At 66.7% G+C, this 24,381-nt stretch carries 28 protein-coding genes and 1 tRNA gene; 5 read left to right on the top strand and 24 right to left on the bottom strand.

Features of this window, described 5'->3' with window-relative positions; all coding sequences use genetic code 11:
- The 7 genes from ABTU92_RS20320 to ABTU92_RS20290 all read right to left on the bottom strand — a co-directional run bounded on the left by ABTU92_RS20320 (nucleotide 1) and on the right by ABTU92_RS20290 (nucleotide 6,173).
- On the bottom strand, nucleotides 1-1,248 hold the full coding sequence (locus ABTU92_RS20320; RefSeq protein WP_408093447.1) for a hypothetical protein: 1,248 nt from the start codon (nucleotides 1,246-1,248) through the stop codon (nucleotides 1-3).
- Nucleotides 1,245-1,928 carry a MarR family transcriptional regulator gene (locus ABTU92_RS20315; protein WP_408093446.1) on the bottom strand — a complete coding sequence of 228 codons (684 nt, stop codon included), beginning with the start codon at nucleotides 1,926-1,928 and terminating at the stop codon, nucleotides 1,245-1,247. Before ABTU92_RS20315 ends, ABTU92_RS20320 begins: the two co-directional genes overlap by 4 nt.
- Before the next feature lie 209 nt (nucleotides 1,929-2,137).
- On the bottom strand, nucleotides 2,138-2,815 hold the full coding sequence (locus ABTU92_RS20310) for a head decoration protein (protein WP_408093480.1): 678 nt from the start codon (nucleotides 2,813-2,815) through the stop codon (nucleotides 2,138-2,140).
- 32 nt (nucleotides 2,816-2,847) lie between these two features.
- Entirely contained in the window at nucleotides 2,848-3,822 is a 975-nt protein-coding gene (locus ABTU92_RS20305; RefSeq protein ID WP_408093445.1) for a S49 family peptidase, read from the bottom strand.
- Nucleotides 3,819-4,196, bottom strand: a complete 378-nt coding sequence (locus ABTU92_RS20300; protein WP_408093444.1) for a hypothetical protein — start codon at nucleotides 4,194-4,196, stop codon at nucleotides 3,819-3,821. Before ABTU92_RS20300 ends, ABTU92_RS20305 begins: the two co-directional genes overlap by 4 nt.
- A 54-nt stretch (nucleotides 4,197-4,250) precedes the next feature.
- Nucleotides 4,251-4,652 carry a hypothetical protein gene (locus tag ABTU92_RS20295; protein WP_408093443.1) on the bottom strand — a complete coding sequence of 134 codons (402 nt, stop codon included), beginning with the start codon at nucleotides 4,650-4,652 and terminating at the stop codon, nucleotides 4,251-4,253.
- A gap of 1,308 nt (nucleotides 4,653-5,960) precedes the next feature.
- Nucleotides 5,961-6,173 carry a helix-turn-helix domain-containing protein gene (locus tag ABTU92_RS20290; protein ID WP_408093442.1) on the bottom strand — a complete coding sequence of 71 codons (213 nt, stop codon included), beginning with the start codon at nucleotides 6,171-6,173 and terminating at the stop codon, nucleotides 5,961-5,963.
- Nucleotides 6,174-6,275: 102 nt separating this feature from the next.
- Between ABTU92_RS20290 and ABTU92_RS20285 the strand changes: the two genes are divergently transcribed.
- The 4 genes from ABTU92_RS20285 (at nucleotide 6,276) to ABTU92_RS20270 (ending at nucleotide 8,750) form a co-directional block, all read left to right on the top strand.
- On the top strand, nucleotides 6,276-6,905 hold the full coding sequence (locus ABTU92_RS20285; protein WP_408093441.1) for a hypothetical protein: 630 nt from the start codon (nucleotides 6,276-6,278) through the stop codon (nucleotides 6,903-6,905).
- Nucleotides 6,902-8,137, top strand: coding sequence for a tyrosine-type recombinase/integrase (locus ABTU92_RS20280; protein WP_408093440.1), 1,236 nt, complete (start codon nucleotides 6,902-6,904; stop codon nucleotides 8,135-8,137). The genes ABTU92_RS20285 and ABTU92_RS20280 overlap by 4 nt, the downstream gene beginning before the upstream one ends.
- A gap of 90 nt (nucleotides 8,138-8,227) precedes the next feature.
- A tRNA-Ser gene (locus ABTU92_RS20275) sits at nucleotides 8,228-8,317 on the top strand.
- A gap of 202 nt (nucleotides 8,318-8,519) precedes the next feature.
- Nucleotides 8,520-8,750, top strand: a complete 231-nt coding sequence (locus tag ABTU92_RS20270) for a hypothetical protein (protein ID WP_408093482.1) — start codon at nucleotides 8,520-8,522, stop codon at nucleotides 8,748-8,750.
- A 363-nt stretch (nucleotides 8,751-9,113) separates the two neighbouring features.
- Here the strand turns inward: ABTU92_RS20270 and ABTU92_RS20265 are convergent, their stop codons facing one another.
- The 3 genes from ABTU92_RS20265 to ABTU92_RS20255 form a co-directional block, all read right to left on the bottom strand.
- Nucleotides 9,114-9,314, bottom strand: a complete 201-nt coding sequence (locus ABTU92_RS20265; RefSeq protein ID WP_408093439.1) for a hypothetical protein — start codon at nucleotides 9,312-9,314, stop codon at nucleotides 9,114-9,116.
- Nucleotides 9,315-9,770: 456 nt separating this feature from the next.
- Nucleotides 9,771-9,962 (bottom strand): hypothetical protein, encoded by a 192-nt coding sequence (locus tag ABTU92_RS20260; protein WP_408093438.1) that lies wholly within the window; start codon nucleotides 9,960-9,962, stop codon nucleotides 9,771-9,773.
- Between the two features lie 722 nt (nucleotides 9,963-10,684).
- Complete coding sequence (locus tag ABTU92_RS20255) at nucleotides 10,685-11,173, bottom strand: hypothetical protein (protein ID WP_408093437.1); 489 nt, start codon at nucleotides 11,171-11,173, stop codon at nucleotides 10,685-10,687.
- Between ABTU92_RS20255 and ABTU92_RS20250 the strand changes: the two genes are divergently transcribed.
- Complete coding sequence (locus ABTU92_RS20250) at nucleotides 11,172-11,558, top strand: hypothetical protein (RefSeq protein WP_408093436.1); 387 nt, start codon at nucleotides 11,172-11,174, stop codon at nucleotides 11,556-11,558. The two genes, ABTU92_RS20255 and ABTU92_RS20250, sit on opposite strands and share 2 nt — an antisense overlap.
- Nucleotides 11,559-11,849: 291 nt before the next feature.
- Here the strand turns inward: ABTU92_RS20250 and ABTU92_RS20245 are convergent, their stop codons facing one another.
- The 14 genes from ABTU92_RS20245 to ABTU92_RS20180 all read right to left on the bottom strand — a co-directional run bounded on the left by ABTU92_RS20245 (nucleotide 11,850) and on the right by ABTU92_RS20180 (nucleotide 23,178).
- A complete protein-coding gene (locus ABTU92_RS20245; RefSeq protein WP_408093435.1) occupies nucleotides 11,850-12,464 on the bottom strand; it encodes a hypothetical protein in 615 nt (204 codons plus the stop codon).
- A gap of 190 nt (nucleotides 12,465-12,654) precedes the next feature.
- Entirely contained in the window at nucleotides 12,655-12,945 is a 291-nt protein-coding gene (locus tag ABTU92_RS20240; RefSeq protein ID WP_408093434.1) for a hypothetical protein, read from the bottom strand.
- Between the two features lie 40 nt (nucleotides 12,946-12,985).
- Entirely contained in the window at nucleotides 12,986-14,182 is a 1,197-nt protein-coding gene (locus tag ABTU92_RS20235) for a hypothetical protein (RefSeq protein ID WP_408093433.1), read from the bottom strand.
- Nucleotides 14,172-14,699: a hypothetical protein gene (locus ABTU92_RS20230; protein ID WP_408093432.1), complete on the bottom strand. Its 528-nt coding sequence runs from the start codon at nucleotides 14,697-14,699 to the stop codon at nucleotides 14,172-14,174. The genes ABTU92_RS20235 and ABTU92_RS20230 overlap by 11 nt, the downstream gene beginning before the upstream one ends.
- 12 nt (nucleotides 14,700-14,711) lie before the next feature.
- Nucleotides 14,712-15,680: a hypothetical protein gene (locus ABTU92_RS20225; RefSeq protein WP_408093431.1), complete on the bottom strand. Its 969-nt coding sequence runs from the start codon at nucleotides 15,678-15,680 to the stop codon at nucleotides 14,712-14,714.
- The gene (locus ABTU92_RS20220) at nucleotides 15,677-16,435 is read right to left on the bottom strand and encodes a hypothetical protein (protein WP_408093430.1); all 759 of its coding nucleotides are present in this window, start codon (nucleotides 16,433-16,435) and stop codon (nucleotides 15,677-15,679) included. The genes ABTU92_RS20225 and ABTU92_RS20220 overlap by 4 nt, the downstream gene beginning before the upstream one ends.
- Nucleotides 16,436-16,753: 318 nt before the next feature.
- A complete protein-coding gene (locus tag ABTU92_RS20215; protein ID WP_408093429.1) occupies nucleotides 16,754-17,620 on the bottom strand; it encodes a hypothetical protein in 867 nt (288 codons plus the stop codon).
- 235 nt (nucleotides 17,621-17,855) lie between these two features.
- Nucleotides 17,856-19,232: an AAA family ATPase gene (locus tag ABTU92_RS20210; protein WP_408093428.1), complete on the bottom strand. Its 1,377-nt coding sequence runs from the start codon at nucleotides 19,230-19,232 to the stop codon at nucleotides 17,856-17,858.
- On the bottom strand, nucleotides 19,229-19,549 hold the full coding sequence (locus tag ABTU92_RS20205; protein WP_408093427.1) for a hypothetical protein: 321 nt from the start codon (nucleotides 19,547-19,549) through the stop codon (nucleotides 19,229-19,231). Before ABTU92_RS20205 ends, ABTU92_RS20210 begins: the two co-directional genes overlap by 4 nt.
- On the bottom strand, nucleotides 19,546-19,887 hold the full coding sequence (locus tag ABTU92_RS20200) for a hypothetical protein (protein ID WP_408093426.1): 342 nt from the start codon (nucleotides 19,885-19,887) through the stop codon (nucleotides 19,546-19,548). Before ABTU92_RS20200 ends, ABTU92_RS20205 begins: the two co-directional genes overlap by 4 nt.
- Complete coding sequence (locus ABTU92_RS20195; RefSeq protein WP_408093425.1) at nucleotides 19,884-20,285, bottom strand: hypothetical protein; 402 nt, start codon at nucleotides 20,283-20,285, stop codon at nucleotides 19,884-19,886. The genes ABTU92_RS20200 and ABTU92_RS20195 overlap by 4 nt, the downstream gene beginning before the upstream one ends.
- Complete coding sequence (locus ABTU92_RS20190; RefSeq protein WP_408093424.1) at nucleotides 20,285-20,668, bottom strand: hypothetical protein; 384 nt, start codon at nucleotides 20,666-20,668, stop codon at nucleotides 20,285-20,287. Before ABTU92_RS20190 ends, ABTU92_RS20195 begins: the two co-directional genes overlap by 1 nt.
- A gap of 203 nt (nucleotides 20,669-20,871) precedes the next feature.
- Nucleotides 20,872-21,069 carry a helix-turn-helix domain-containing protein gene (locus tag ABTU92_RS20185; protein WP_408093423.1) on the bottom strand — a complete coding sequence of 66 codons (198 nt, stop codon included), beginning with the start codon at nucleotides 21,067-21,069 and terminating at the stop codon, nucleotides 20,872-20,874.
- An 897-nt stretch (nucleotides 21,070-21,966) separates the two neighbouring features.
- The gene (locus ABTU92_RS20180) at nucleotides 21,967-23,178 is read right to left on the bottom strand and encodes a tyrosine-type recombinase/integrase (protein ID WP_408093422.1); all 1,212 of its coding nucleotides are present in this window, start codon (nucleotides 23,176-23,178) and stop codon (nucleotides 21,967-21,969) included.
- Nucleotides 23,179-24,381 lie beyond the last annotated feature (1,203 nt).

Here is a 24,381-nt window from a genome sequence, read left to right as displayed (position 1 = left end):
TCAGGCCTCCTGGTTGCCGGAGTCGCCGTCGGCCGGCGGCGGGGTCTGATCCGGCGACGCGATCGAGGCCGGCGGCGGCTCTGATCCGGCGGCAAGTCCAGGGACAGCAGAGACGTTCTGCGCGAGACGGCGACGAACCGCGGCCGACCGCGCGACCGGCTCAGGAGCGTAGGCGAGTTCGGCATGGAACAACTCGCGCCGAGGCGCCGGCAGATCGGAGGCAAGGCCGAGGACGGCCCGCGGGTCCGCATCCGGCCGGCGGTCGATGTCGAACCCCGCCGCCGCAATGAGAGCCTCCTCTTCCCGCTCGGCGGCGAGCAGATCGCTGAGAATCTCGCGGAACCTCGCACGCCGTGCGTGGGTGGAGAGTGCCGCGGCATCGTCCGCGTTCGCGTCGATCTCGGCGTCGACGGCGGCGGCCAGCTGATCCTTCATCAGCCACGCCACCAGAACGTGGGCGTCGGGAATCTCCTGGTCCGCGCCGCGGTAGTTGATAATGATCTGCTTCGGAAATTCGATCGCCTCGCGGCGCTCGATCGCCGGATAAACCGAAGGTCGTCCACGCTCGGCGAGCTGCTCGAGCTGGTCGCGCCACACAGCCTTCGCATCCGCGGCGAGCATCGGCGCAGCGTCGGTTGCGCGAAGGTCGGCGAGCAGCTCGCGGATGCGGCGCCGCTTCGTCTCGATCTGCTCCGGCGTGATGCGAATCGGTGCCGGCGCGGTCGTGAGAAGTCCGCCGGCTCGATACTCGGTCAGCTTCACGTCGGCCGGCATCTTCTGGAGCCAGTTCTCCAGTGCATTCAGAAGGCCCCCGAGACGCTGTTCCGATGCCCGGGCCAAATCGCGCCGGGTTTCGACGCGCCCGTATTCTTCAGCCAACTGCGCCAGCTCGACGTCGATCGGCGCGAGGGCGGCCGCAATCTCGGCCTTCGTCGGCGGAGTGTATGACGGACCGACGCCGGTCATAAGCAGACCGGTGCCGCCGGTCTCGTCGGCAGAGATATGGGTCCCGAGGGTTCGAGTACCGAGCCCGACACCAAGCTCAATGGCCTGGCGCCGCGCGGTGAGACGTTGCATTCGTTTGTGCAGCTCTGCCATCCGATCGCCTGCGCTGCGGTCAATGGCGCGCTTGTCTTCGAGCGCGTCCCGCATGCGCCGCACGAGATCACGCGCGGCGGGCGGCAGGCGGTCGACCGCCGAAAGGGCCTCAGAGGGGCCACTATTGTAGATCCCGCGGACAAGGCTCATGACAGTTCTCCTTCGAAGACTTCGGTTTCAAGTAGGCCGGCCGCCTCGGCGGCACGGCCCTCGGCCTGCAGCAGCTTCATCTCCCGGCCGATGGTCTCGCGCATCTGGTGCGCCAGTTCCTTGAGCAGCTTCCGCACGCCGAACTCGCCCTCGCGGGTCGCGGCGGCCGCGATGTCGCCGGCGCGGGCAGGCAGGCGGTCGATGACGGCCACCATCTTCTGGGCGACGCGGACCATCGCCTCCTCGATGCCGTGCTTGCCCGCGATCGGAAGCACGAGCTTGCGCTTCTCGGCGAGGGCGAGCTTGGCGAGCTCCGCTTCGTAGACCTCGCGGTCCGCCTTCGCGGTGCGCAGCCGCCCGGCCTCGCCGGCATCCGCGGTCGGCAGCGGTGCCGCCACATCACCAGCCGCCTCGGGCTCGGCGAGGAGGCGCCTGGTTTCGGCGCCGAGCACCTTGTCGAAGTCGGTCGTCTCGCCGAGGGCGTGATCGTAGGCCGCGAGGTTCACGAGCTTCGTACCGCGCGGCCCCGGCCGGGTCGAAAGCTTGCCGTCGCGCACCAGGCGCGACACCCGCCGCGACACGCCGGCCTTGTCGACACCCCGCCGCCGAGCGATCTCGGAGATCGTCAGCCAAAGGCCCCCGTTGTCATCGTTGCGTGTTGCGTTGACCTGCGTTGACACAGGATTTCCAGTGCTTCGCTACCGAAGAGCCGGGCTGCCGCCGCCGCGCGGCGGTCCGGGAGAGGGGAAGGACCCGCGGGCGGGTTGCGCGGGGGATGGCTGGACAAGACCACCCCCCGCGCCGTGATGCCGCCTCGGGCAGACACCGAAGCTGCATCCACCTATCGCGCCGGGCCGGGTTTCATAGCGACACAACGCGACGGAAGTGATCAGCTCGCGCGAACGATGATGCCGAGCTTATTCAGCTCGGCGATGCCGGCGGCCTTCTGTTCGTCGGTCGCGCCCGCCGGCCATTCGAGGCCCTGCTCTCGCGCGATCGACGGACCGCGAACCAGCGCGAGGAGCGGACGGTCGGCGCCGCCGTCTTTGGCGACCTTCTTCTGCAGGCTGACACCGGCGACGTTCTGGCTGCCATCCGTCGCTGAGAAGTTGAGCGGCACGATCTTGGTGGAGCCGGCCGCGACCGTGACCGGCAGCGTGAAGGTGTCGCCCTGGGCGAAATCGGTCGCGCCAACCGCCAGGCTGAACTTCACCTGACCCGTATAGGGAGTGCCGGGGACTGCGTAGCCGTCGATGGTGCCGTCCGGACGCCGAACAGCGAACAGGCCGGAGTCGGTGGTCTTCTCGACGCAGACGATCTTGTAGTCGCCGGCCTGTGCGGCAGCCGAAGCGGCGGGGTTCGCCTTGGTCAGCGTGCCGTTGCCTGTGCCGGTGAAGGCCGGCACGCCGACCGTGACGGCGCCACGAGTGATGCGGCCTAGCACGGTGCCGACGTCGACGACGTTGTCGCTGCCGGAGCCGGCCGCGAGGATCTCTTGCTCGAAACAATACGTCTGATCGCCGCCGGCGAACACGTGAGTCTCGGTCTTCGGCTCGTGCACGGTCATAGTGAGAAGGGACATGATATCTCCTCGTGATGTTAAAGCTTGCCGCGACGGGCGGCCGACCGAGGTGCCCGGGCGGAGAGATCGGCCAGCACCTCCTCGAAGGTGCCGACCGCATCGGCGAGTCCGGCCGAAACCGCGGCGGCCCCCTTGAAGAGGCCTGCCTCTGTGTCGCGCACAGCCTTAGCCGTGAGCCCCTTGCGGCCCTGCGTGACGGTCTCGACGAACTGGTCGTAAAACCCGGAGACCTGGGCTTGCAGGCGCTCGCGGACCGGTTCGGGCAGCGGCTCGAAGGGATTGCCGTCGACTTTTTGGGCGCCGGCAAAGATCAGCGTCGGAGCGATGCCTTCGGCCTTCAGCCAGGCCGAGTAGTCGAGATGCATCAGCACGACGCCGATCGAGCCGGACAGGCCGCTCGCCATCGTGATCACGCGAGACGCCGCCGATGCGATCGCGTAGGCGGCCGAGGCCGCCATGCCGTTGACGACCGCCAGGACGGGCTTCTCGGCGGCCGCAGCTCGCACCGCAGCGGCCGCCTCGAAGGCACCGATCGCCTCGCCACCGGGGCTCTCGAAGTCGAGCACGATCGTGCGCACCTTCGGATCGCCGGCGGCGGCGCCGATCTGATGCTTGAAGCCCTCGTAGGAGATCAGGCCCGACGAAGCGCCGACCCATGCGCCACGGTTCACCAGCTCGCCGACCACCGTGATGATCGCGGTGCCGTCCTCGGTCCGTCGGTAGGGCGCGGGCCGGCCGGTGCGTTCGTCGATTGGGTAGTCGCCGTAGAACCGGCTCGCCCGCGGCTGGTGGACTTCGACCGAACCGTCAGGGCGGGGTTGAGACGGGAAGGCCTGAATGCTCTCGCCGGCGTCGTTCTGACCCGCTCCGGCACCACGGCCAGCTGCGATCCGCGACGTCAGAAACACACTGATTACCTCCGCGCTGTTCGGCGTCAGCAGCAGTGGCCGATTGTAGAAGGCCGACGCGATGCGGTGGTACGGAATGCTCATGACACGCTGCCGCCGCTGCGCACCATGCGGTCGACGGCGGCGACGAGGGGATCACCGACATCGGCGTGCGGTGCGACCTTCGAAGGCGAGGCGGCCGGCGGCCGAGAGCGCGCGACAATCCGGTCAATCGAGGCATCGAGGCGCGCGATCGGATCGGAAACGGCGGCATCGGGCTCGACGGGCGCCAGACCCTGCGCGGCGCAGATGCGGTCGACCGCGGAGTTCAGGCCGGCATGCGAGGCACGGACCTGGTGGTTCTCACGACTTCCGAGAACCGACGCCGGCGACGGCGAATGCGCACCGTCGCGCGAGGCTCGGGTGGGCGTTCCTGAGAACAGCCCGTCGAGACATTGCCGCAGATTTTCGTTGGTCATCTCGGACGCTCCGTTGAGTCGTCCGACTCTCGCGATTCGCGTGGGTAATTGAAATCACGAGCTGTTACCCAGGATTTGCCGAACGCGTTCTTCGCCGATGACACGAGGACACGCGCTGAGCACTTCCCACCAGAAATATCGTGCCGAACCGACTCTGTGCGGGTTCGCCGCAGCGCCCCGCTCGCGCATCCATGCGCTGCACTGATACCGAGCCAGCTCGCCGGCGATCTGAGCAGCCTGACTGCGCCGAGGATGGCCACCGTAGAGACTGGCGGCGGCTTCGATGACGAGCTGATCACGTCGCCGCAGCTGATTGGATGTGCCCACATCCGTGAGCCGTCCTTCGCGATGCAGGCGATCCAATTCGTCGGCGAGCCATTCTGCATCGGCCGGCGAAACCGGCGTCTCTGCGCGCAATGCCGCGCGGACGCGATCAACTCGCTGAGTGACGCTCACGACCGCCACTCCGGGGAAATTCCCCGCCGGGTGCCGGCCATCCGGAGCTTGCGGGAGGCGCACGGGAGCAAGAACGGCGGACAGCAGCCCCGGCCAGAAGCAACTTTTTCGAGAACACCCAGAGAGTTGCTGTACGCCCTCTTTCTCGTCAGGGAGCTTAAGGAGCTTAGGGAGCTTGTAGCTATCGTGTGTGCATGCGCGCACCTGCGGGCGCGCACGCATGAGTCCTCATAGAGAAAATAGCTCCCCCGGCTCCCGCAAGTTCCCTTCATCCTTGCGGCCCAACGGTTCCCGACCTGCCCCGGCCACCTGCCAAGCTCCCCTTCTGCTCCCGTGGCGGGAGCTTGGAGGCATCGAGGGGGGCGCCGGGGGCGGCCGAGGCCCGGGCGCTGGCGACGGCACGCCCGCGACTGCCTGGCTCTCCGCAGTTCGGCCGCGCGAGGCGCCGACTCGCCAATGAGCAAAGCAGGAATCCCGTTGTTTACTCGCGTCAAGTAGGGCACCGATAATACCCTTCGTAATCCACGAATATTTCTGGTCGGGAGGGTTCCTGAGCATGCCGGGAGCATCTTCGACATAACCTCCCGTTGATTTACTCTTACGTTATAGAACGTTAGCCACACTAAACCCGACTTTCGGGAGGATGGGAGGGTTTAGTGTGAGTATTTTGTTATGTGCGCGCACACGCGCACACACGCACACGCATATCAGCCTCATTGCCAAAACCCTCCCGATCCACCCACATCCTCCCATTCTTAACGAATTCAGTAGGTTACCAATCGGCCAACCTTCCCGACTCCGGGAGCTTGGGAGCTTCGCCGGCTGTTTGCCCCGTGCGACGGGCCGGCGACGGACCCAGCCGGAGCCGGATTCCATGCCAATAGACCACCGACGAACGCCGCTTCCGGAGCCCCAAGCTGACGAGCGCGGTCGACAAGTGTCGACCGCTGAGGCGGCTCACGCCGACCTCGTCCGCCCATGCGTTATAGGCAGCCAAGAGCGACGAAGCCTGTTCAACGCCCGATGGATCGAGCGCGCAGCGCGCGGCGAGGAATGCTCGCACATCAGTTGCGAATTGCTCGATCGGGGCAGGAACCGTTCGACCCTGCCGCTGCCCCTCGTCTGGTCCGGGCGTGTCGGTCACAGCCTTGAGCAGGAGCTGGAGCGAAGCGCGCTCGCGCGCGGTCAGAATGGTTCGCCCGAGTGGGAGGGTCACCGAAAGTGTGACCGTCGCCCCCGCGGGGGCGAGGGGGGCGGCGCGGCGAGCGGCCCCCCCTGCCCCACGCAGAGCCGTGATCTTCGTCGCCATCATCGTGCGTGATCCCGCCTGCCGCTTGCACCGTCGATAAGGCGGTCGAGCGCAACCTTGGGGACGCGAATGAGCTTCCCGATACGGATGGTTGGAATATCGCCGCGCGCCGCTGCCGCGTACGCAGCGTTACGGCTCATGCCCAGCAAGGCCGCGGCCTGGGCGACATCGTAGACCAACGGATTGTCAGTGTTTGTCGTTTTCTCCGCCATGCGAGCCTCTTGGTGGTGAACGTACACCAATTGACACGTCTCGATTTGGGACGCAACCGGAAAGGTGGACAATCACCACCTCTCTCGTGTACCCATCCCGGCATGCTCGGTCTCAAATCGTACGGCTCACGCATCGCACTCCAGCTCGGACTCACTCCCGCGGCGCTCTATGAGCGGCAGCGAGCGTTGGTCAGACTCGGATTATTGAAGTCGAGCCAGAAGCGCGGGCCCGGCGGTGGAGTGCAATTGAACGCCGATACATTGGCGGTTCTGCTTCTTGCGATCACGGCAACAGACAGCCTCTCAGAGACCGACGAACGCATTCGCACTCTTTGCAACGCGAGGATCCCTTATGACAAAACGTGCCTCTTGACCGGAGAGAAAACGTTGCGCGCGGCCATTACCCGGATCATATCGTCACCGGACTTAGCCAAGCAGGTTTCTGAACTTATCGTCACAAGAAATGCTTCTTCCGGAATATTACGTTATGGAAAGAACGATAATTCTTTGCCGACCGCGCAGCCGTCGCTAGAAGCCTCGAATTTCTTTTCTCACGATGTCAAACTTCCGGGTTCTCGGTGGCTGACAAACACAGCTACCTTGGCGGGAGACTGCTTTAAATTCATTTCCGAAGACTTGGAACGGATTAATAACGGGATAGAACACGAGATCGAAATAACCGTGTCTTCGATTACCTATTTAAGGGAAAAGGACTTCACGGACCCAATATGAACTCCACCAAGAGGCGCACCTATGGTGACGGAAGCCTCGTGCAACGAGGCGAGAACTCTTGGCGGCTTCGCTACAGAGTCGGCGGCAAACGGTTTTCGGCGACCGTGCACGGTACTCGAAAGGAAGCCCTTGCGGAACTCCGTCGACTGCTTCGAAGCGGCGACACCGGAGAGCACGTCGCTCCCGCCAAAATCACGCTCGCCGAGTGGATAGAACGATGGCTCGCCCTGCTCGACCGCCAGCCCGCCGCCGAGGCCGAGCCGCAGGCCGGCGCTCGCCGGCGCGGCCTGGTCAATCGAAAGACGCTGGAGCGGTACGGCCAGCTCATGCGCCTCCACGTCGTTCCAACGCTCGGAGCGCGGCTACTGCAAGCGATCCGGCCTGACGAAATCGATCGGCTCTACTGCAAGCTCGAAACGAAGCTTGCGCCGCGGACAGTGCATCACGTCCACACGCAACTTGGGGCCTGCTTCAAGGCGGCAGTTCGCAAGGGTCTCTTGGCGACCAATCCAGTCGCGCGAGCCGAGGCCCCCTCCCCCGGCGACAGCGATCACGGCACGGCCTTGGACGCCGAGCAGCTCGAGAAGCTGATCGACGGATTTCGCGCCTCGGTCCTCTACCCCATCATCTGCGTCGCGGCGTTCACCGGCGCGCGACGAGGTGAAGTGCTGGCGCTGCGATGGTCGGACTTCGATCCAGACGCGATGACCCTCCGGATCGTCCGCTCGGTCGAGCAGACCCGGTCACACGGAATCGCTTTCAAGGAACCGAAGACCGCACGCGGGCGCCGAACGATCACTATCGACGAGAACCTAGTCGCTCTGCTCCGTCGCGAACGCGACCACCATCTCCGGATCGTCGCCGGCGTTCCCGACGGCGCGACTGTTGACCTATCGCTGGTACCGTTGCCCGAAGACGCCTTGATGTTCCCGAACCCTCCGACCAAGGGCGAGAGCTTCTCATTCCGCCGGCCTCGGGCTCCGGACGCGGTGACGCAGGAATTTACCAGGAAGGCGGCGGCACTCGGCTTCCCGGGCCTGCGGCTTCATGATCTTCGGGGCACCCACGAGACGATGCTGCTTGACGCGGGGGTGCCTGTGCACGTAGTTGCCGCCCGGTGCGGTCACGATCCGGCCGTCCTGCTTCGGATCTACGCGAAGCGGACCCGGAAGGCCGATACCAGCGCAGCGGCAGTCATCGCGGCGCTGTCGCGCACCACGCTCGGCAGTTAAGCCGATTGGGTCCAGATTGGCCCCAACATGGTCCGGCGTTCCCGGACCGTTCGGCCAGAGACCAGACTAAGTGTCTGGTGTTGCTGAAGTGGACGGGTGGCCGAGTGGTTGAAGGCAGCGGTCTTGAAAACCGCCAGAGGCGCAAGTCTCTCGTGGGTTCGAATCCCACCCCGTCCGCCAGCAAACAGAGTTATGTTTCTGTAATCGTTCGGTGATTTTCATAATCATCGACGGCGATCCCCCAAACAGTCCCCCAAGCGGGTGGAAATTCCCGGGTTGCGACGCCCACGGCGAGGGCTGCTACGGTCCTGCGCTGGATGTCGGGTGGGAGAACCGCCTCCGTGGTCCGCGGGTCGGCTGAGTCGCATTCTTCGGGCGAGAGGTGCTGGCCGGGCTCGTCGAGCGCGTCACCTTCCACAACGCCGAGAGCGGCTTCTGCGTCCTGCGTCTCGCCGCGCGCGGCTTTCCAGCCGGCTTCGCCCGCGGCACGCATGGACAGCGGCCGGCCGAGGTGAACGAGGTCACGATGCGCCCGCTCGACGGCTACGGGGCGCTCGCCTGGCTGCGCGGCCGCGACGACGTGATTCCCGATCGCATCGGCCTGCAGGGCTGATCGAACGGCGGCAGCGCCGTGCCGGCCGCCATGGCGGCCGGGCCGCGAGAGAGGCCGCGCCGCCGGGCGCTCGACCGCGAGGAGACGGGCCGCAGGGGCGCGGGCCGCAAGGGGCCGTGCCGAGCCGGACTACGGCGACGCCGGCGACCGGGTTCCGGACGGCGCTGGCGTTCTATCACGGCTGCAGCCTGATGGGCGCCTTCAAGTCCGGCGTGCGGCCCTCCGCGCCGGTGCGGGTGCTGATCGGCGACGCCGACGAGGAGGTCTTGCCGAAACGCTGCGTCGCCCTGGTGGACAGGAGCCGTGCCGCCGGCGGACGCGACCGCGAGTTCGACGAAAGATCGAGCGGGCAGAGTTCGTCGGCTATCGTCTCGCGCTCGCGCCGATTGCGTCCCGAAGCGCCTCCAGGTCCGCGGGGTCGATCTCGGCCAACGCGCCGGGGTCGACCCGCAGCTCGGCAGCGATCCGCCGTGCGAGCTCGGCGTGACCGTGTCGCGTCACAGCCGCCAGCACCAGGGCGACGCCGCGCAGCACGGATGGATCGATACCGTCGACGTCAGTCATGGTCCTACCCTCTAAAGCCGCGGGTTCGCGGTGCCGGCTGCAAGGCGTGCAGCCCGAGCAGCCGCGGCATCGGCGCGTGAGGCCCGCAGCGGGCGCAGGTGAGCCCCAGCACGAGGGCGGAGACGGCGCCCTCCGGGTGCCTGTCGAGCCGCCGCAGATCGGCCGCTCCGATCGTCGCGCACGCTGGGCATAGCACCTCGAGCCAGGGCGTTCCGGCAGCCAGCGCGCCGCGGATCGAGGGCGACCAAAGCGGTGGATCTCCGCCGGCCAGCTCGGCGTTCCAGCGGGTGACGATGCCGCGCGCCCGCTCACGCCGGACAGCGTCGCCAGTGGCGTCGGCGAGTCGAGCGAGCATGCGAGGGATGCGGTCGCGAACACCCATGGCGGTCGACTCGGCAATGCGGGCGGCGACCCTAGACCGTCGCGCCGGGCCGGCCAACGTTTGTCGCACTCCGATCACGGCGCCGATGCCTCGTCTTTCCGCTCGCCCTTTGCCACGATCGGCGCATCGACCCCATGAAGTATCGTCAACGCGAACTGCCATTTTAGGCGCTTCGGCACAGGCACTTTGTCGAGAGCCTCCACGGCGGATTCGAGTAGCCCCGGGTGTTTCGCTGCGGCTCGATAGGCATCGTCGAGGCAATTCATAATCGTCCTCCTGGGTTGAGGAGGCATTCAACCAGTCTAGAGTCTCATGAAGGTATCAGCCGCTGAGCATTTTTTCGATTGCGACCGCGAGCGGCACCGGCTGAGCGGTCGCGCGCTCGCTCTTCTGTGTGCATCGGCGCCATGGTGCGCGACGGCGATTTGCTTCGCCTACGGTTCGGCGTCCCGTTTGTCGACGGCGGCGTTGCACGGGCTACAGCTCGGGGTGCTCGGCCCCCATACGCGGCCGCATTTCGGGCACATCCACCCCTGCGGGGGAAGAGTCTTGTCGCGGTACCAAGGCCAGCAATCGGGCGGGAGGCTCGTCGCGGCGACGGGATCATCAGAGCAGAGTTGCCGTATCGACTTCTCGACCTCTGACAGTTTCTTGCTTCTTCCAAACATCCTGCGTCCCCATATTGCGCTATCTGCGTGCGTGCACTTACAACACCGGGGCGCGAGTTGCTCGCTTCCTCCCCACCGTCGCGGCTTCCAACGATCGAGCGCAATTTCATTGGTCGTCCTTTCGGGCCCCCGCTCCCTCCTCTCGGTGACTCCGCTGAGACTGCCTCCCCACTGCGAATGCGACGCGAGCCAGCGTTAGAAAGCTCGCGGCTGTTCGGAGGATCCGACTCCTTTCCTCCAGGTCTGAGACCGCCTCCGCCTTCTCTCGAAGGTGCTTTGCCATGCTTAAGTGCTGGCGCGCTGTGAACTTCATGTTGCCGTTAATCGCAGATCGTATCGAGCGAGTTTCCGTATCGGTAGGTCTGGCACCGGATCGGGCCGATCGGTTCCTGGGCCGGCGCCGTGACGACCACCGGGTCACGCCGCGCCGCCCGCTCGAGCGCCCGCACCGACCGCTCCTCCATCGCTCGCCGCCGAGCCTCGGCCGCGATCCGGGCCGTGATCCGCGCGTCCTCGGCCTGCATCTCGGCGAGCCCCACCGCCCGCTGGTCGAACCGCTGCGCGTTCGCCAGGCGCTCGGCCATCTCGAGGCGAAGCAGGTCGGGGTACGGGTAACCGACAACCCGGACTGAAAATTCCGCATCCAGGTAGCATTTCGTGAGCGCCGCCATAGAGCGGAACTCGCGCTCGCGCGCCTGACAGGCCCGCACGCCGGCGGCGAGATGGTCCTGCAGCGGATCTGCGCTCCCGGCTCCTGTCAGGAAAACGACCAGAAGCCCGACGACCCCGCGCATCACAAGGAGGTTCATGGCACCTTCCGTTATCGAAGTAAGCCCGGCTACGCGGATCTCAACGGGGCCAAGATTGCTCTCGATCATCGGCCCTTTGGCGCTCGTCCTCTTCATAACGAAGGCTCTCTCGTTCCTCGTCGAGGATTTCGTCCCGGAAGTAGTCCTTCCAATCGTGTTCTGTTATGCCGGAGTTCTTAAGGCTATCAATCGCAAGGCCGATCAAGTTCGATTTTCTCGACCACTCGGCCTCGATTTCTCTGCGGCGCCGTTCAGCGGAGAGCGATTTAGAGACGCCCGTAATGATCACTTCTTCGCATCGGGAATCGCCTTCACACTGCGCACGGACCCTTGCGAAATCGGCGTCGCATCGCGACAGAACGAAACTGTGGTCTTGCTGATGTGATAGGCGCTGAGCTTCTTGGACGGCGCTGCTGACACACCGTTCAAAGTTTCTCTTCACTTCGAACGCCGCGTCACGCTGGCTCTGTAATGCAGAACTGACGAGGTACGCTGCCATCGACAGACAAGCGACGCCAAACAGCAGGACCTTGGTGAGTGACCTAGGGCGCGGGGGCATTTCGATCCGATCAATCCCAGGGCATTGTGGCAACAGTACCCCAGGTGTGATCAGAAAGAAAGCGGCGCACGCCTTCATCAGCGTGCGCCGAGTTTCAGGCGATAGTTATTAGGCGCTTCAGGTCATCGCCAACAGATCCCTCACGATGAGCCTCGCCATGTCGGTGTCGTCCATCGCAGGATCGGGAAGCTCGCCCTCGGTGAACGAGGCGAGGAACTTCGCCTTTGTGATGAGGCCCATCAGCGTCGTCGCCGGCATCGCCATCGCCTGCTCGAGCAGGGCAGTGTAGCGGCGGAAAAGTTCGTTCTGGCGCTGCTCCGCGGCACGGAAGCCGACCGCCACGGCGATAGCCTCGCAAGCGGCCGAATGCCGGTCGTGGGTCTCGATGATCACCGTCGCGCGAGTCTTCAGGGGCTCGGGGAGCCCCGGCAGGACGCCGCGTAGCCAGTCGAGATCCCGGGTGTCGCAGGCCTCTTCGCCGTCGGCACCACGGACGCTGATCGTGGGGTCGCCCTTCTGCCACCGCAGCTCGCTCGGAAGAGGCGGCAGGATCGCCAAGTAGCGGCGCTCGGTCACCTCCCGGTCGGCGTTGGCGGTCTTCAGCGCCTCCGCGAGAGCGAGCCCCTCGTTCGCGAGCGCGAGGAGCGCGCCGTCTCCGGCGCTGGAAGCCTGCTTCGTCGGGATCTTCGCCTTGCGAGCACGGGTGGTAGACTGCGTGTCAGCCTTCGGCATGGGTAAGCTCCATGGTGAGGGTTAGGGTCGAGCGGGAAGCTGCTACTTCCCCTCGACCTGCCTATACAGTACTCGAAATCGACGATGGTTGCAAAAACAAAGTATTGACAGGCAGCCTGTCAATAATTTGTCTGATATGTTCGCAAGGCTTTGCCTTGTATGTCTCCGTGATGCCGGAAACTCCGCGTCATTATTCGAGGTGACCATCGCTCGGCAGCATCCGCAGGATCAGGTCACTCGGGCTTTCGGCAGCCTCCGACCGGACGTCGAACACTGGCCGCCGGCCTGCGAGAGCGCGGAACTCCGGCTGATCCGTCAGCGACCCGATGAACGCCAGCGCGCTCGACCGATCCAGCCCCGCGGTGAGGTAGCCTGACTCCGACAGAAGCCGCTCGACCTCCCGCATCTCCTCGGCCTGGCCTTCCGGGTCGAGTTCTGACAGGAGCGTCAGCATTCGCTTGGAAAGGCGGGCTCTTTCCATGGGCAATGGACTCCTGCCGCAAGCGAACTGCTTCGCCTTCCTAATACCTGATGCAAGTCATCGCGACGAGCGCGACAGGGCGCGCCTCTGTTCCGCCATCGTTGGCGACCGTGACAGAGGTCGAAGACGACGAGGTCCCGGTGTGCGAGTGGGAACCGGCGCTGTAGGTCGTGTCGAGGCCGTTTGCAGATGTCACGCGGACGCCGGTTCCTGAAGCGCCAGTTGAGGTCGTGCCGCCGCCGGTGTTGGCAGCGACGCCCGGCCCCGTGACAGATAGATTGTTGAGGTTCGAATACGTATAAGAGTGCGAGTGTCCCGGATCGTATATCCCAGCCGCGTGATAGTGCAGACCATCGGTGCTGATCGAAGTCGTCGTCGTCGTCGTCGCCGTGGCGGTGTGGTTGTGCTGCTTGTTCTGGTCGGCTTGCACCTGCCCGACGTGGATCGATGAGGTGCGCGAGCGAAGGAACCGGCCAGCCGTCTTCGTATCGGGAAGCGTAAACGAGTTCGCGTTCACGGTCCCGTACGGCGAGACATAGACGGTCGAGGTCGCCGAGCCAGTGCAGGTGTTGTTGATCGTGATCTGGGAGGACGAGTCGACCGAAACAATCGTCGAGCCGTCCGTGATGCCGGTGCCTCCCACGTAGTAGCCGGCCTTCATGTTCGACGTGTCGGACAGTCCCGTGATGACGGCCGACCCGTTCGTGTGAGCTCCGGATTGCTGGATCACCAGCTTGTTGAACAGGTCTGGGAAAGAGGCAGCCGCCTTGACCGCTCCGTCTGCTTCGAACGCGAAGGAGGGAGACACCGCGCCGCTGTGCTGGACGTAGGTTCCAACCAATTCAGCGTCCGCGCGTCGGACCACGTTCGATCCGAAGCACCAGATCCTCGTCATGGCTCCGCGGGGCACGTTGACCGCGGTCCCCGACGACGTCTTGACCAGGACACCGAAGTTGCCGGTCGTCCCGTTGTAGAAATCCCAGGGCTTTTTCGAGTTCGGGACGACGATGGTCGCGTCACTCGACAGCGCCCCGGTGACGGACACGGCGGCGCACCGCGCCTGATCCGCCGTCAATGTCGTGGAGCCGCCCGTCGTCGACACCGAATGGATTTCGGCGATGGCGTCCTCGATCAACTCGGTGACGTATTGGTTGTGGTTGTCGCCCCAGGTGTTGTCGTTGTTGCCGGTGCCCTGGAGCAGCAAGCCGAGCAGCGAGGTGTAGGCGTCAGCGGGCATGCGCGGGTCCTCCCGGAATCGTCAGGTCTTGGTTGTTTGGGACCGTTTCAGAAGAAGGTGCTCGGCTCGTTATGGTGACATCCGTCCTGGCCTCTGGAGGCGATTCATTCTCCGGGATCTCGCCGGCCTTTAGGGCGGCGACACGGGCGGCGATGGCGGTGCGCTCCTCGGTCGCCTTCCGGGCGGCGTCCTCCGCCTCGGCATGCTGGCGCCGGCGCTCGGCGTCCTGCTCCTGCCGGACCCGCTCGGCCTCGGCCAGGCGCTCCTCGTGCGCGGTCTTGGCCGCCTGCCAGGGCGGTAGGAACGGCAGCACGCGCGCCTCGTCGGCGAAGTGCTCGACGTCGAACTTGCCGGGCACCGAGCTGGTGCGCCGGATCTCGCCGTCGCGGCCGTCCCAGATCATCGAGACGAAGCGGGGGTCGGTGATCAGCGCCGAGGCGTCGACGTGGAAGCCCTCACCATTGACCGCGACGTGGGTGGTTTTGGCATTGCCGGCGATCTGCACGTGGACCTGCATGGGGTTCTCCTGTCAGCGCTTGATCCGCACCGTTCCGTCCGGGTGGCGGTAGAAGGAGCCGGAGACGATTGAGTTGTAGTCGTCGGCGGTCGTCGGCGCGTAGGGCGTTTCGCGCGTGCCGTTACCCCTCATGCCGAGCTCGCCGCGGAACCGGTCGTTGAACGTGTCCGCCGCCTTCGGCGCAGCCGGAGCCGCCGGTGCCGGGGCGGCTGGTGCGGCGCCGGCCGGGGTCTCGCCTACGCCGAGCTCGCGGCGGATCCGCTTCTCGTACTCGCCGTGCAGGGCGCGCAGCCGCTCCGTCTCCTTCTGCCGCTGCTCGTCGGTCAGCCGGAAATTCGTCGCCAAGCTGTCGATCGTCTTCTCGGTCCGCGCCAAGCTGCGAGCGATCAACCCCTCCGCCGCAACGACCCGGCGCGACCGCGGCATCTCGGCGAGCGTCTTGGGCACGCCTGTCCCGTCGTCGTCGCTGCCGCCGTCGGTCAAGGCGCTGGCCCGGCGGCGGGCGAGGTCGGTCTTGGCGTCGATCAATCCGAGGGTCGCATCGGCTTCGTTCGACCGTCGGACCATGTCGACCGCCTTCACGCCGCGGCCGAACTCGGCCTCGTCGAAATCGTTGCTGCCTTTCAGCGCACCGCCCATGCTCTTCCCGAAGGCCCCGAGCGGCATGCTGCCGTCCATCGCACCGAACCCGCCGGCAAGAGCTGCGCCGATCCCCCTGGCCGCCGGAACGGATCCGGTGACGGCCGTGAGAAGCCCGCCCGCGCTCGTCTGATACGGTCGGCTCGGGAACGGCCGGCCGAGAACGTCCGGCGGATCGGGGGGCTGCGGCACGGCGCCCTGCGAGGGCACGTCCGCTCTCGGCGAGCCGGCGCCTCCTGGCAGCTTGGCGAGCAGGGCGGCGATCGGGTCGCCTGGCACGCTTGGAGACGAGGCCGGCGATGGATGACCGGCTCCGCCGAAGAGCACGTCGATGATGTTCATTGGATTTTCTCCTCAGGGCTGGCGCTGGTGGGATGCATGTCTTGTCCGCGGCGCGCACGCTCGCGGGCCGCGGCGGCCTGGAAGGCGTCGAAGTCGATGGTCACCGAGGACGCACCGGCACCCGGAGGCGGAGGCGAGGTCACGGCGCCACAGGCCGGATCGTCCCGACGGCGCATGAAGTCCTTCAGGCGTTGCTCCGTGGTTGGCTCTGCGCGATTTTGCGCCGTCGAGGACGCTTCGATCGGCGTCGCCGTCTCGGCCGCCAGAGCGTTCAGCTTCTCGAAGCCCTCCAGGGCGGCGACGGCGGCGTTGCTGGTCCGCTCGATCAGCACGCCCAGCTTGTCCGGAGCGTCCCGAACCAGGGGCCCGGGATCCCGCGCGACGTGCTGCGCCACCTTCCGGGTCGCCTCCAGCAGGTCCGAGAACGTCCGCCGGGCGCGCTCGGCGTCGGTTAAATCGTCCTGGTCGGCCTCCGGGGAGGCTTCTCCGCAGCCCAGCGCGAGAGCCGGCAGGCTGTCGAGACGGCGCTGCGGGTCGCCGGTCAGCACCGGCACGGCGGCATCGAGCTCCGCGCGCGGCTGCGGCGGCTGCCGGGGCGCCCCGGCCTGCCAACCCGCTCGCCGCCACCTGGAAATGCTGTCGTGGCCCACCGGCCGGCCCGCCTGCGTGAGCGCCAGGGCGACACGCCGACATGAGGGCTGGTCCATGCTTTCCCACACCGCTCGGGCCTCGGCAGGGGTGGCGGGGCGGATCACTGGTCCCTCCGTCCGGAAGTGTCCGGCGTCCGATCGGACGCTCGGACAGCGCGTCTGATCTCGGACAGCGCCCTTTCGCTGCCGGCAACCGAGCGCCGCCGACCACCGAAGCTCCGGTCCGTGCCGTTCGGGTCGACCTGCTCCACACAGCGGTTCACGAGGGCGTCGGCAGCCCTAACGTGCCGCCGAAGCTTGAAATCGGCGCCCGTGGTCGTGGCGAACTGCGGCGCAGTAGCCGGAAGCGGCCGCCGGTGTGATCCGGTGGCGGGGGCCCGGTCCATGGTGTTGAGCTGTCGTTTTGCCATGCCGCTGTCCCATTCAGGAATCGTAGCCGCGGCGGCGGAGCGCGGCTGCCTGACCGCATGCTTCGATGAACGCTGCGGCCGATTCCTCGAGCGCAGCTCGGATCCGCATTACCGCAGCCAAGTCCCTTTCCGCCCGCTCGCCCAGATCGCGGTCGAGCAGCGAAGCGACGACGAGCATCAGGCGCTGCGTCTCGGCGACCAGACGCTCGAAGTTCTCCCTGGGAGAAGTTCCGGTTGCGGCACCAGTAACACCCCCCGGCTCAGTGCCTGCGGCCGCGGCCGACGCGAGTTCGTCGAGGAGGCCGAACGCCGGGGGCGTGGCCTCTGCCGCGGCGCGCCGATGCGCCTCGAAGACGTGCACGTCGAACAGGCGCCTGTCCTCGGCCTGCATCTCCGCAAGCCCAATCTCCTTCCGGTCGAACCGCTCGGCGTTGGCGACACGAGCGGCGAGCTCTTGGAACAGGAGGCCAGGATACGGGTGGCCGATGGCCCGCACGCGGTGCTCCGCCGCGAGGTGGCTCGCGACCAACTCCGCCATCGACCGGAACTCGTGCTCGCGGGCCTGGCAGTGCCGGATGCCGGCGGCGAGGTGGTCCTCCAGGCAGGGCGGTGCCGCGGGCGAGCACGCTCCGGCGCTCATCGGCGCGGCGGGAGCGGCCGGCTTGCTGGTGTCCGTGGTTTTCGTGATAGCAGCAGAAGCCCGGGCGATAGCCGCACCAACGGTGGCGGGCTCGGCCCGGCAAGCCGACCGGAGCTGCTTGGCGGCCGCCGGCGCGGCGGCTCGATCGCCACGGACCGACTTCCGACCGTCGGTCGGTGCCGTCGCGGTTGAGGCGCTCCCCGGATCGCGGTTGGCGTTCGGACTGCGGTTCGGCTTCATCTTGGGGCTCTCTGGTCTTGGCGAAGGTGATCGGAGCATCGCCCCCGCAACCGCACCGGTGTCCTATAGACACCGGTTGCGGTGGTTGCGGCGTGGGTCCCGGCGATGGTTGCGCGATGGTTGCACCCCGGTTTCAAGCCGGTTTCAGCATGGTTGCGGTGGTTGCGGGTGGCCCCGAAATCGGATGGTTGCGGCATGGTTGCGGAGGGGGTTCCGCAACCATCGAAATTCGGGGTCAGAGCGGCCATGTCAGGTCCCCCTCGCAGGCCACCAGATTGGCGCTCACCAGCTCGCGACGATGCTTTGCGAACAAGGTCCGGGCGGAATGCGCTTTGGCGCCGGGATCGATCAGGCCCAGGGTCACGCACTCGGCGCGCCACACGTCGGTGGACACCGCGGGCTGCCCCCGGAGGTTCACCCGTTCGTCGCCGGCCATGGCGTTTCGGAGCGCGTCGAGGAACTTTCCGCCGAGCGGCGACACCTTGGCTGGGCGCCGTGCCTCAGCCGCCTCGAACGTCCAGCGGTCATCCACGAGGGCGACGCGGGCCTGTTGAAAGTCCAACCGGGTCGCCGGGCTCCGCTCGCGGGCCTTGCGGAAATCCAGGCAGAACGACACGTCCGTGTCGTCTCGGCGAACTGCTTCGAGCACCACCACCGTGTCCATCTGCCATTCGCGGGTCTTGGTGCCGTATCCGCGGGTTTCGTCGTGGCCGGTGTGGTGCACCCAAATCTGGCCGATGCCGCGCCGTGTCAGCGAGCGCGCCCACGGCAGCGTTTGCTGCCACGACTCCTCGTCCTTCATGTCACCTGTGGTCAGGCACATGATGCTGTCGAAGATGACGAGGTTGATACCGCCGATCCGCTGGATGAGCGCCTCGACACAGGCCCGGCCGGCCGGGGTGTTCAGCGGCGCGAACGCCTCGACGTCTTCGTGGCTGAACGCGAAGAACCCGGCCGGCACTTCGCCGAGCCGCTCGACCGCGTCCGCGATGCGCTGTCGCAGCAGGCGGCGGGACATCTCGCCGTCGATGTAGAGCACCTTCGCCGGGCGGCGGCCGCGCCAGTGCAGAAACCCCTGACCGGAAGCCGCAGCCATGCCGATCGCCATCGCGAAGTTGGTCTTGCCGAGACCAGTCCCGGCGATGAGCAGAACCCGCGACGTCGTGGTCAGCCAATCCCCCATCAGGGGATCGGGCTGGTCCAGCTTCCGAGCCTGCCACTCGGCAATCGACAGCGGAACGTGTTGAATGCCAAAATCGACAGCTGGGGCCGTCAGCACCGGGCCGTACTCACGGGGCATCAACACTGCCGGCGGCGGCTCTTCCGGGTTGTCGAGCGCGTCGGCGATTGCACGGATCACCGCGTCCTCGCTGGTGCGCGCCAGCAATCCAGTGCTCTCGGCCTGCTCGAGCAACTCGTCGATCACCGTCGACCGATCGATAAACCCCTGCCGAACCGGAATTGCGAGCCGCGACGCCCCGGCTTTCAAGGCCAGCAACTGGGGGATCGGTCGTTCTGCGAGCGCGATGTCCGCCTTCGTCTCGCGGAGAACAATTGCCGCAGCGGACTCGGGATCGAGAGCGTGTGCCGCTCCATTGATACCTGCGCTCATGGCGACCGCACCTCCGGAACCGCGATCCGGTCGAGAGCGGCGCCCAGGATTCCCGATGCGCGGCCGCTGCCGTCGCGGATCAGCGCGCGCCGGAGCGTCTCGGCCTCACACCCATGCTGGAGCGCGAGCGAGGCGGCGACCGCAGCGTCCCGGGCGTGGATGTCGACTGCGCTGCCGTCCTTCGCGATGTTCAGGAACACCTCGGCCAGACGCCCATCTTCGAAGCGGCCAATGCCCGCCCGGCAGCGCATGCCGGAGTGCTCGAACTCGAAGACTTCGTGCTCGCGACGGTTCGGAAGGCGCTGGCGTTCTGTCATCGCAACACCGCCTTCCCAACGCGCTCGGCCACCGCGGCGATTTCCGCGGCGAGGCGCAGCGGGATCACCACGAGCGGCTCGCGTCGGTCGGCCCGGACCACCAGAAGGTCCCGGCCGTCGAGCCATCCGTACAGCTCGCGGAACCCGCCCGCCCGGACCTTCACTTCCACGACTCGGTCGACGCCGAGCAGCGGGACCATGACGTCGCCCGTGTAGCGGCCTCCGGCGGAGCCGGAGAGCGGGACTCGCTCGGCCGCGAAGCCGCGTTCTTGGAGGAAGCGCACCAGCGCCCGCTCGGCGCGGTCGCCCTTCTGACGAGAGCGCCGGCCGCCGCTCATGATCGCCTCCCGGCCGAGCCGATGCCGAGCTCGTCACAGAGGCGGTCGATGAAGGCCTGCTCGTTCGTCCGACTGATCACGATGAAGGTGTCGTCTTCCTCGTCCCAAGACCGCTCCTGCCGGATCACGAGGGCGCCGCGCTTGTTTCTGTAGACGGCCGTCGCGCGCTGCTCCTGCAGGACGATCGAGTCGTTCTCATCCCAATCGAAGTCGTCGATGTCGGCGGCTTCGCTGTCGCGGACCTTCCTGGGGCCGATCGGGTCGATACCGAGCGCGTCGACCCGGCGGAGTTCGGCTTCAGGAACGGCGATGACCTCGTGGCCGTTAGAGACCAGCGTTGTTGTCGCGCCTTTCGATGGCACCTTGTTCTCGTCGAAGAGAGAGGCAACGGCGCTCATCACGCTTGCGCTCCCTGCTCGACAACATGGACGGCGCCGGGCTCCAGAACGTATCGGGCGTGCGTGCCCGGGAACGCGCCGCCGTGCGCCTCGTCGATCGTCTGGACGGGCACGCCGGCCTTGCGGATCTTGTGCACGTAGTCCGACCATCGCGGCCCGGGCGTGTCGATCGGCGTGCAGCCGGCGGCGCCGGCGCGGAGCAGGTGATCGAGCGCCCACGCGGTGCGGCCGCGGAAGATGTGCTCGGGTCCGTCCGGTCCACCGATCCGCACCCGGATCGCGACGGTTCCCCGCTGGCGCTTCGGGGAGGGGGTGGACCGCGCCGCCGCTTTCACGCGGGGCGTCCAGGCGAAGAGGTCGCTCGTCGTCGGAGTCGTGCTCATTCGGGCCCTCCAAAGACGAGGGGCAAGATCACGGCCGCCACCGACGACTTCAGGCGGAAGCGCGAGACGAGGTGACCGACTTGCAGAACACCGAGCGGGAGGATATCGTCCGGAACCGTCTGGCTTCCCAGCAGACGATCAGTTCCGGACGGCGTCGTGCCTGCCAGCACGGCGCCGTTCGTGTTTCTGGTGCACATGGTCGATCACGCCGCCGCCTTCTTCGAGATCACCGGGAGGCGGTCCGCCAGCGCGACCAGATCGGCGTGCGGAACCAGGGTCTTTCGGCCGAGCTTCTTGATCGGCAACTCTCCGGCGGCGACCAGCGCATACAACTTGCTGCGGCCTATGCCGAGAGCTCGGCAGGCGTCCGGAATTGGGAGGAGCAGCGGAGTCACGTTCATTTAGTTCGTCCTCGTGGTCGAAAACGGCCGGGAACGGCCGGTCGAGGACGCACGTTGGCCCCGGATACGCGGGGTAGAATAGCCGCTCCGAAAAAGGTGGCGCTTCGAATTAGCGCTTCGATTTCTTGCGCCCGGGCAACGCTTTCACGCAAAGCCCCGCCCTCTTCCTGGCTTGAGGCCATACGCGGTTCAAGAAGCCGCGGTCTGAGACGTGAGAACGAACCAATTCCGCGGCGTCGTCTCTCCGTAGGTCGGCATTCTTTTGAAGTGCTTCTGTGACAATGCGGACTGCTTCGGCCTCATCCTTGGCCGATATTTCCAGGCTCATCCCTCCCGAGGGCGACGCTTCCTGCCCTCTCAGCCTCATCCATCGCTTGATGCCCTTCTGGTCGGCGACAACGTGCCTCCAGAGCACCCCGTGGTCGGGATGGATGCGACGCCGATAGCGGAGGAGGTCGAACGGTTCCGACCGGATCGTTCCGGTCGCCAAATCGAAACCGCGTACCTCGACGAAATCAGTTGCGGGGATTGGTTCGGATGGAGGCGATTCCGAACGGCGCCCGGCGAACCGGACAATTCCGCTCGCCGCGGCTCTGCTGAGCGCTTCGTCCAAGCGCCGGCGCTCGGTGGGAATCGCGGCGGTCGTCACACCGTGAAGCCAAGCCCCTGGAAGGGGCGGGAATTGCTCCATCTCATCAGGTGACGCTCGATCGCCAGATGCGGGATCCGCGCCATAGAGCACCCACCAGAGGGCATCCTTCAACGATATCCAATCCCGAACGGCTTCTGATTCCGACATCGCGCGCACCTCGCGCCAGCACCAGAGTGAGCACGGGGAAACCGGTGGTGCGAACCGGCTTGTCGGATGGCCGTCCTATCCCCGTGCGTCCGTGACTCTCAGCTCCGCTTCACGAGCGGCACGACCACGCCGCTGGTCGCCGCCGGCGCTGTGCAGTATCCAGCCCACGCCTCCATGAGCCGCCGGCGCTTCTCGAGCGCGTCGCCGCGACGGTAGGCGCGCTCGGTGGCATCCCCAACGACGTGGGCCAGCGCGGCCTCGGCGATTTCGCGCGGGAAGCTCGTCCGCTCACCGGCCCAGTCGCGGAACGCCGAGCGAAACCCGTGAACCGTCAGATCGCCGCGCTTGGCACGGCGCAGGACCATCGTCAGCGCCATCACCGAGAGCGGCTTGCCCGGCTTCGCGCCGGGGAACACGAACTCGCTCACCTTCGTCTCGGCGAGCGCCGTCAGGATCGCGACGCACCGCCCGGTCAGAGGAACCCGATGCTCACGGCCGGCCTTCATGCGGCTGGCCGGCACGGTCCAGACCTTTGCGTCGAGATCGATCTCGGACCACCGTGCTCCGAGCACCTCGCCCGATCGCGCTGCGGTCAAAACGGCGAACTCCAGGGCGCGGGCCGAAATGCCTTCCATCGCGCGAAGTTTGGCCAGAAACGCCGGCACCTGATCGAACGGCATCGCGGCGTGATGGCCGCGGGAGAGCTTCGCCCGCTTCGGCAGGAGGTTGGCGAGGTGACCGCGCCAGCGGGCCGGATTCTCCCGCGACCGCAGACCACGCGCCGCCGCGGCGTCGAGCACACGCTCTATCCTGCCGCGCACCCGGGACGCCGTCTCCGGCTTCGTCTGCCAGATCGGCTTCAGGCACGCGAGCACCTCGTCCGTGTCGATGTCGGCGAGGCGCTTCGACCAAATTGGCGCCGCGTAGGTCGTGAGCGTCGCACGCCACTGCGCCCGATGCTTCTCGTTCCGGAACCCCGCTTCGATCGTGTCGAGCAACGTCAACGCGAACGCTCCGAAGGTGGCGCCGCCGGCCGCTGCGGCGCGCTCGCTGCGCCGGGCCGCGAGCGGGTCTCTCCCGGCGTCCAGAAGGCGCCGCGCGTCAGTGGCCTGTGCCCGGGCGTCCGCGAGAGTAACGGTCGGGAACGAGCCGAGCCCCATCTCGACCCGCCGCCCAGCGCGCATGTAGCGCAACACCCATTTCCGAGCGCCCGTGCCGGAGACGACAAGCCGCAGCCCGCGCCCGTCCTCGTACTTGCCCGGCTTGGCCGTTTCGACCTTCCGGTTTGAAAGCCCGCTCGACCTCGCCATGCGGTCCCCCAACAGGTCCCCCAAATCGACGCGGATTGTAACAAACGCCAGCGCACGACGGTAGATAAACGATGCGAGATATTGCCGTGATATCGCGCTTTCTGTGGAGGCCGAAGGACGGCTGCGGATTTCGGTTCTGCGGACACCCCGTCCGCCAGCCCAGTCGAGACGCCGACAGGATGTCCTCCGCCACGGCGACGGGCGGCCGCTCTTCGTCGGCCGCGCATCGAGCCGACGCCGCGCCGGGTAACCACGCCGCGAAAATCGCCGAAAGCGTCACGTCGTCGACCGAGTTCGACTCGACTTCCGCGGGCTGTTGGGGAAGACTGCGCGCCGACGGCCGGCGAGGGCCCGTGCGCGTCTCGCGCGCATCCCTCGGCGCAAAAAAAAGAGGCCGCGCGGCGTAAACGTCGGCGGCCCGAAGTCTAGGGAGGAAACGCCCAAGGAGGGCACCGCCGGCCGTCAGCCAGCGGCGTGTCTGGAATACGTTGCCGCGACGCGCTGCACATCCGGCAAGTCCCGTAGTTCAAAGGGCTAATCGGCCCGATCGTCACCCGTGTGCCACACCTTCCGACGGGTTTCGGGCGACACGATAAAGGGACTCTTACGGACCATAACCGCATCCGGTCGGACGCGATAACGGCCGGGCAGGACCTCATAACGTCGGGTAAAGAGTCGTGCACACCCGATGCCGCGTCGGGTCGACTCGGCCTGAGATCGGCGGACGAATCAGGTCACCCGAATCAGGTCACCCGCATCACGTGACCCGAATCACGTCGCGCGTGCTGGCGAACTCCGGGTCGCGCGCGGCGTCCCGGCGCGGCCGGACCGGCGGTGCCGAACCGGAGCCAGCAAAAAAGAAAAGGGGCGGTCCGTGAGGACCACCCCTTTCGTGTCGCACCACTCACCCCCGTGAAGCGGCGCAACGAGGCCTTTCTAGAGGGTCGCGGCGTGTCGGACTTTGACACAGATCAGAGAGACGCTTTTTTCCGATCGCGTCCGGTCCGTCCACGACAACGCCGCCGTGCGGCGTGTGCAGCGTCTCGCGCGGCGCGCGACGCGAGGCCGGCCGGGTCGGCCCGTCGGGTTTCTCCGCGTGGGTTTTCACCTCGTTGGTTTTCACATGGCACGCCCCCGCCGGTGCGCGTTCCGGCGGGCCGAGAGATCGGTGACACTCCCGGTCCGCCGGCCCGCACGTCCGCA

Origin of the sequence: Rhodoplanes sp. SY1, from assembly GCF_046000175.1 — a bacterium.
In the GTDB taxonomy this organism is placed as follows: Bacteria; Pseudomonadota; Alphaproteobacteria; order Rhizobiales; family Xanthobacteraceae; genus Rhodoplanes.
This window is presented reverse-complemented; position numbering and strand designations above follow the sequence as displayed.

Coding starts and splice junctions, on each gene's coding strand:
- ABTU92_RS20320 (WP_408093447.1), bottom strand. CDS start 1,248: ATGAGCCTTGTCCGCGGGATCTACAATAGTGGCCCCTCTGAGGCCCTT.
- ABTU92_RS20310 (WP_408093480.1), bottom strand. CDS start 2,815: ATGACCGTGCACGAGCCGAAGACCGAGACTCACGTGTTCGCCGGCGGC.
- ABTU92_RS20305 (WP_408093445.1), bottom strand. CDS start 3,822: ATGAGCATTCCGTACCACCGCATCGCGTCGGCCTTCTACAATCGGCCA.
- ABTU92_RS20300 (WP_408093444.1), bottom strand. CDS start 4,196: ATGACCAACGAAAATCTGCGGCAATGTCTCGACGGGCTGTTCTCAGGA.
- ABTU92_RS20290 (WP_408093442.1), bottom strand. CDS start 6,173: ATGGCGGAGAAAACGACAAACACTGACAATCCGTTGGTCTACGATGTC.
- ABTU92_RS20285 (WP_408093441.1), top strand. CDS start 6,276: ATGCTCGGTCTCAAATCGTACGGCTCACGCATCGCACTCCAGCTCGGA.
- ABTU92_RS20280 (WP_408093440.1), top strand. CDS start 6,902: ATGAACTCCACCAAGAGGCGCACCTATGGTGACGGAAGCCTCGTGCAA.
- ABTU92_RS20265 (WP_408093439.1), bottom strand. CDS start 9,314: ATGACTGACGTCGACGGTATCGATCCATCCGTGCTGCGCGGCGTCGCC.
- ABTU92_RS20260 (WP_408093438.1), bottom strand. CDS start 9,962: ATGAATTGCCTCGACGATGCCTATCGAGCCGCAGCGAAACACCCGGGG.
- ABTU92_RS20250 (WP_408093436.1), top strand. CDS start 11,172: ATGGCACCTTCCGTTATCGAAGTAAGCCCGGCTACGCGGATCTCAACG.
- ABTU92_RS20255 (WP_408093437.1), bottom strand. CDS start 11,173: ATGAACCTCCTTGTGATGCGCGGGGTCGTCGGGCTTCTGGTCGTTTTC.
- ABTU92_RS20245 (WP_408093435.1), bottom strand. CDS start 12,464: ATGCCGAAGGCTGACACGCAGTCTACCACCCGTGCTCGCAAGGCGAAG.
- ABTU92_RS20240 (WP_408093434.1), bottom strand. CDS start 12,945: ATGGAAAGAGCCCGCCTTTCCAAGCGAATGCTGACGCTCCTGTCAGAA.
- ABTU92_RS20235 (WP_408093433.1), bottom strand. CDS start 14,182: ATGCCCGCTGACGCCTACACCTCGCTGCTCGGCTTGCTGCTCCAGGGC.
- ABTU92_RS20230 (WP_408093432.1), bottom strand. CDS start 14,699: ATGCAGGTCCACGTGCAGATCGCCGGCAATGCCAAAACCACCCACGTC.
- ABTU92_RS20225 (WP_408093431.1), bottom strand. CDS start 15,680: ATGAACATCATCGACGTGCTCTTCGGCGGAGCCGGTCATCCATCGCCG.
- ABTU92_RS20215 (WP_408093429.1), bottom strand. CDS start 17,620: ATGAAGCCGAACCGCAGTCCGAACGCCAACCGCGATCCGGGGAGCGCC.
- ABTU92_RS20210 (WP_408093428.1), bottom strand. CDS start 19,232: ATGAGCGCAGGTATCAATGGAGCGGCACACGCTCTCGATCCCGAGTCC.
- ABTU92_RS20205 (WP_408093427.1), bottom strand. CDS start 19,549: ATGACAGAACGCCAGCGCCTTCCGAACCGTCGCGAGCACGAAGTCTTC.
- ABTU92_RS20200 (WP_408093426.1), bottom strand. CDS start 19,887: ATGAGCGGCGGCCGGCGCTCTCGTCAGAAGGGCGACCGCGCCGAGCGG.
- ABTU92_RS20195 (WP_408093425.1), bottom strand. CDS start 20,285: ATGAGCGCCGTTGCCTCTCTCTTCGACGAGAACAAGGTGCCATCGAAA.
- ABTU92_RS20190 (WP_408093424.1), bottom strand. CDS start 20,668: ATGAGCACGACTCCGACGACGAGCGACCTCTTCGCCTGGACGCCCCGC.
- ABTU92_RS20185 (WP_408093423.1), bottom strand. CDS start 21,069: ATGAACGTGACTCCGCTGCTCCTCCCAATTCCGGACGCCTGCCGAGCT.
- ABTU92_RS20180 (WP_408093422.1), bottom strand. CDS start 23,178: ATGGCGAGGTCGAGCGGGCTTTCAAACCGGAAGGTCGAAACGGCCAAG.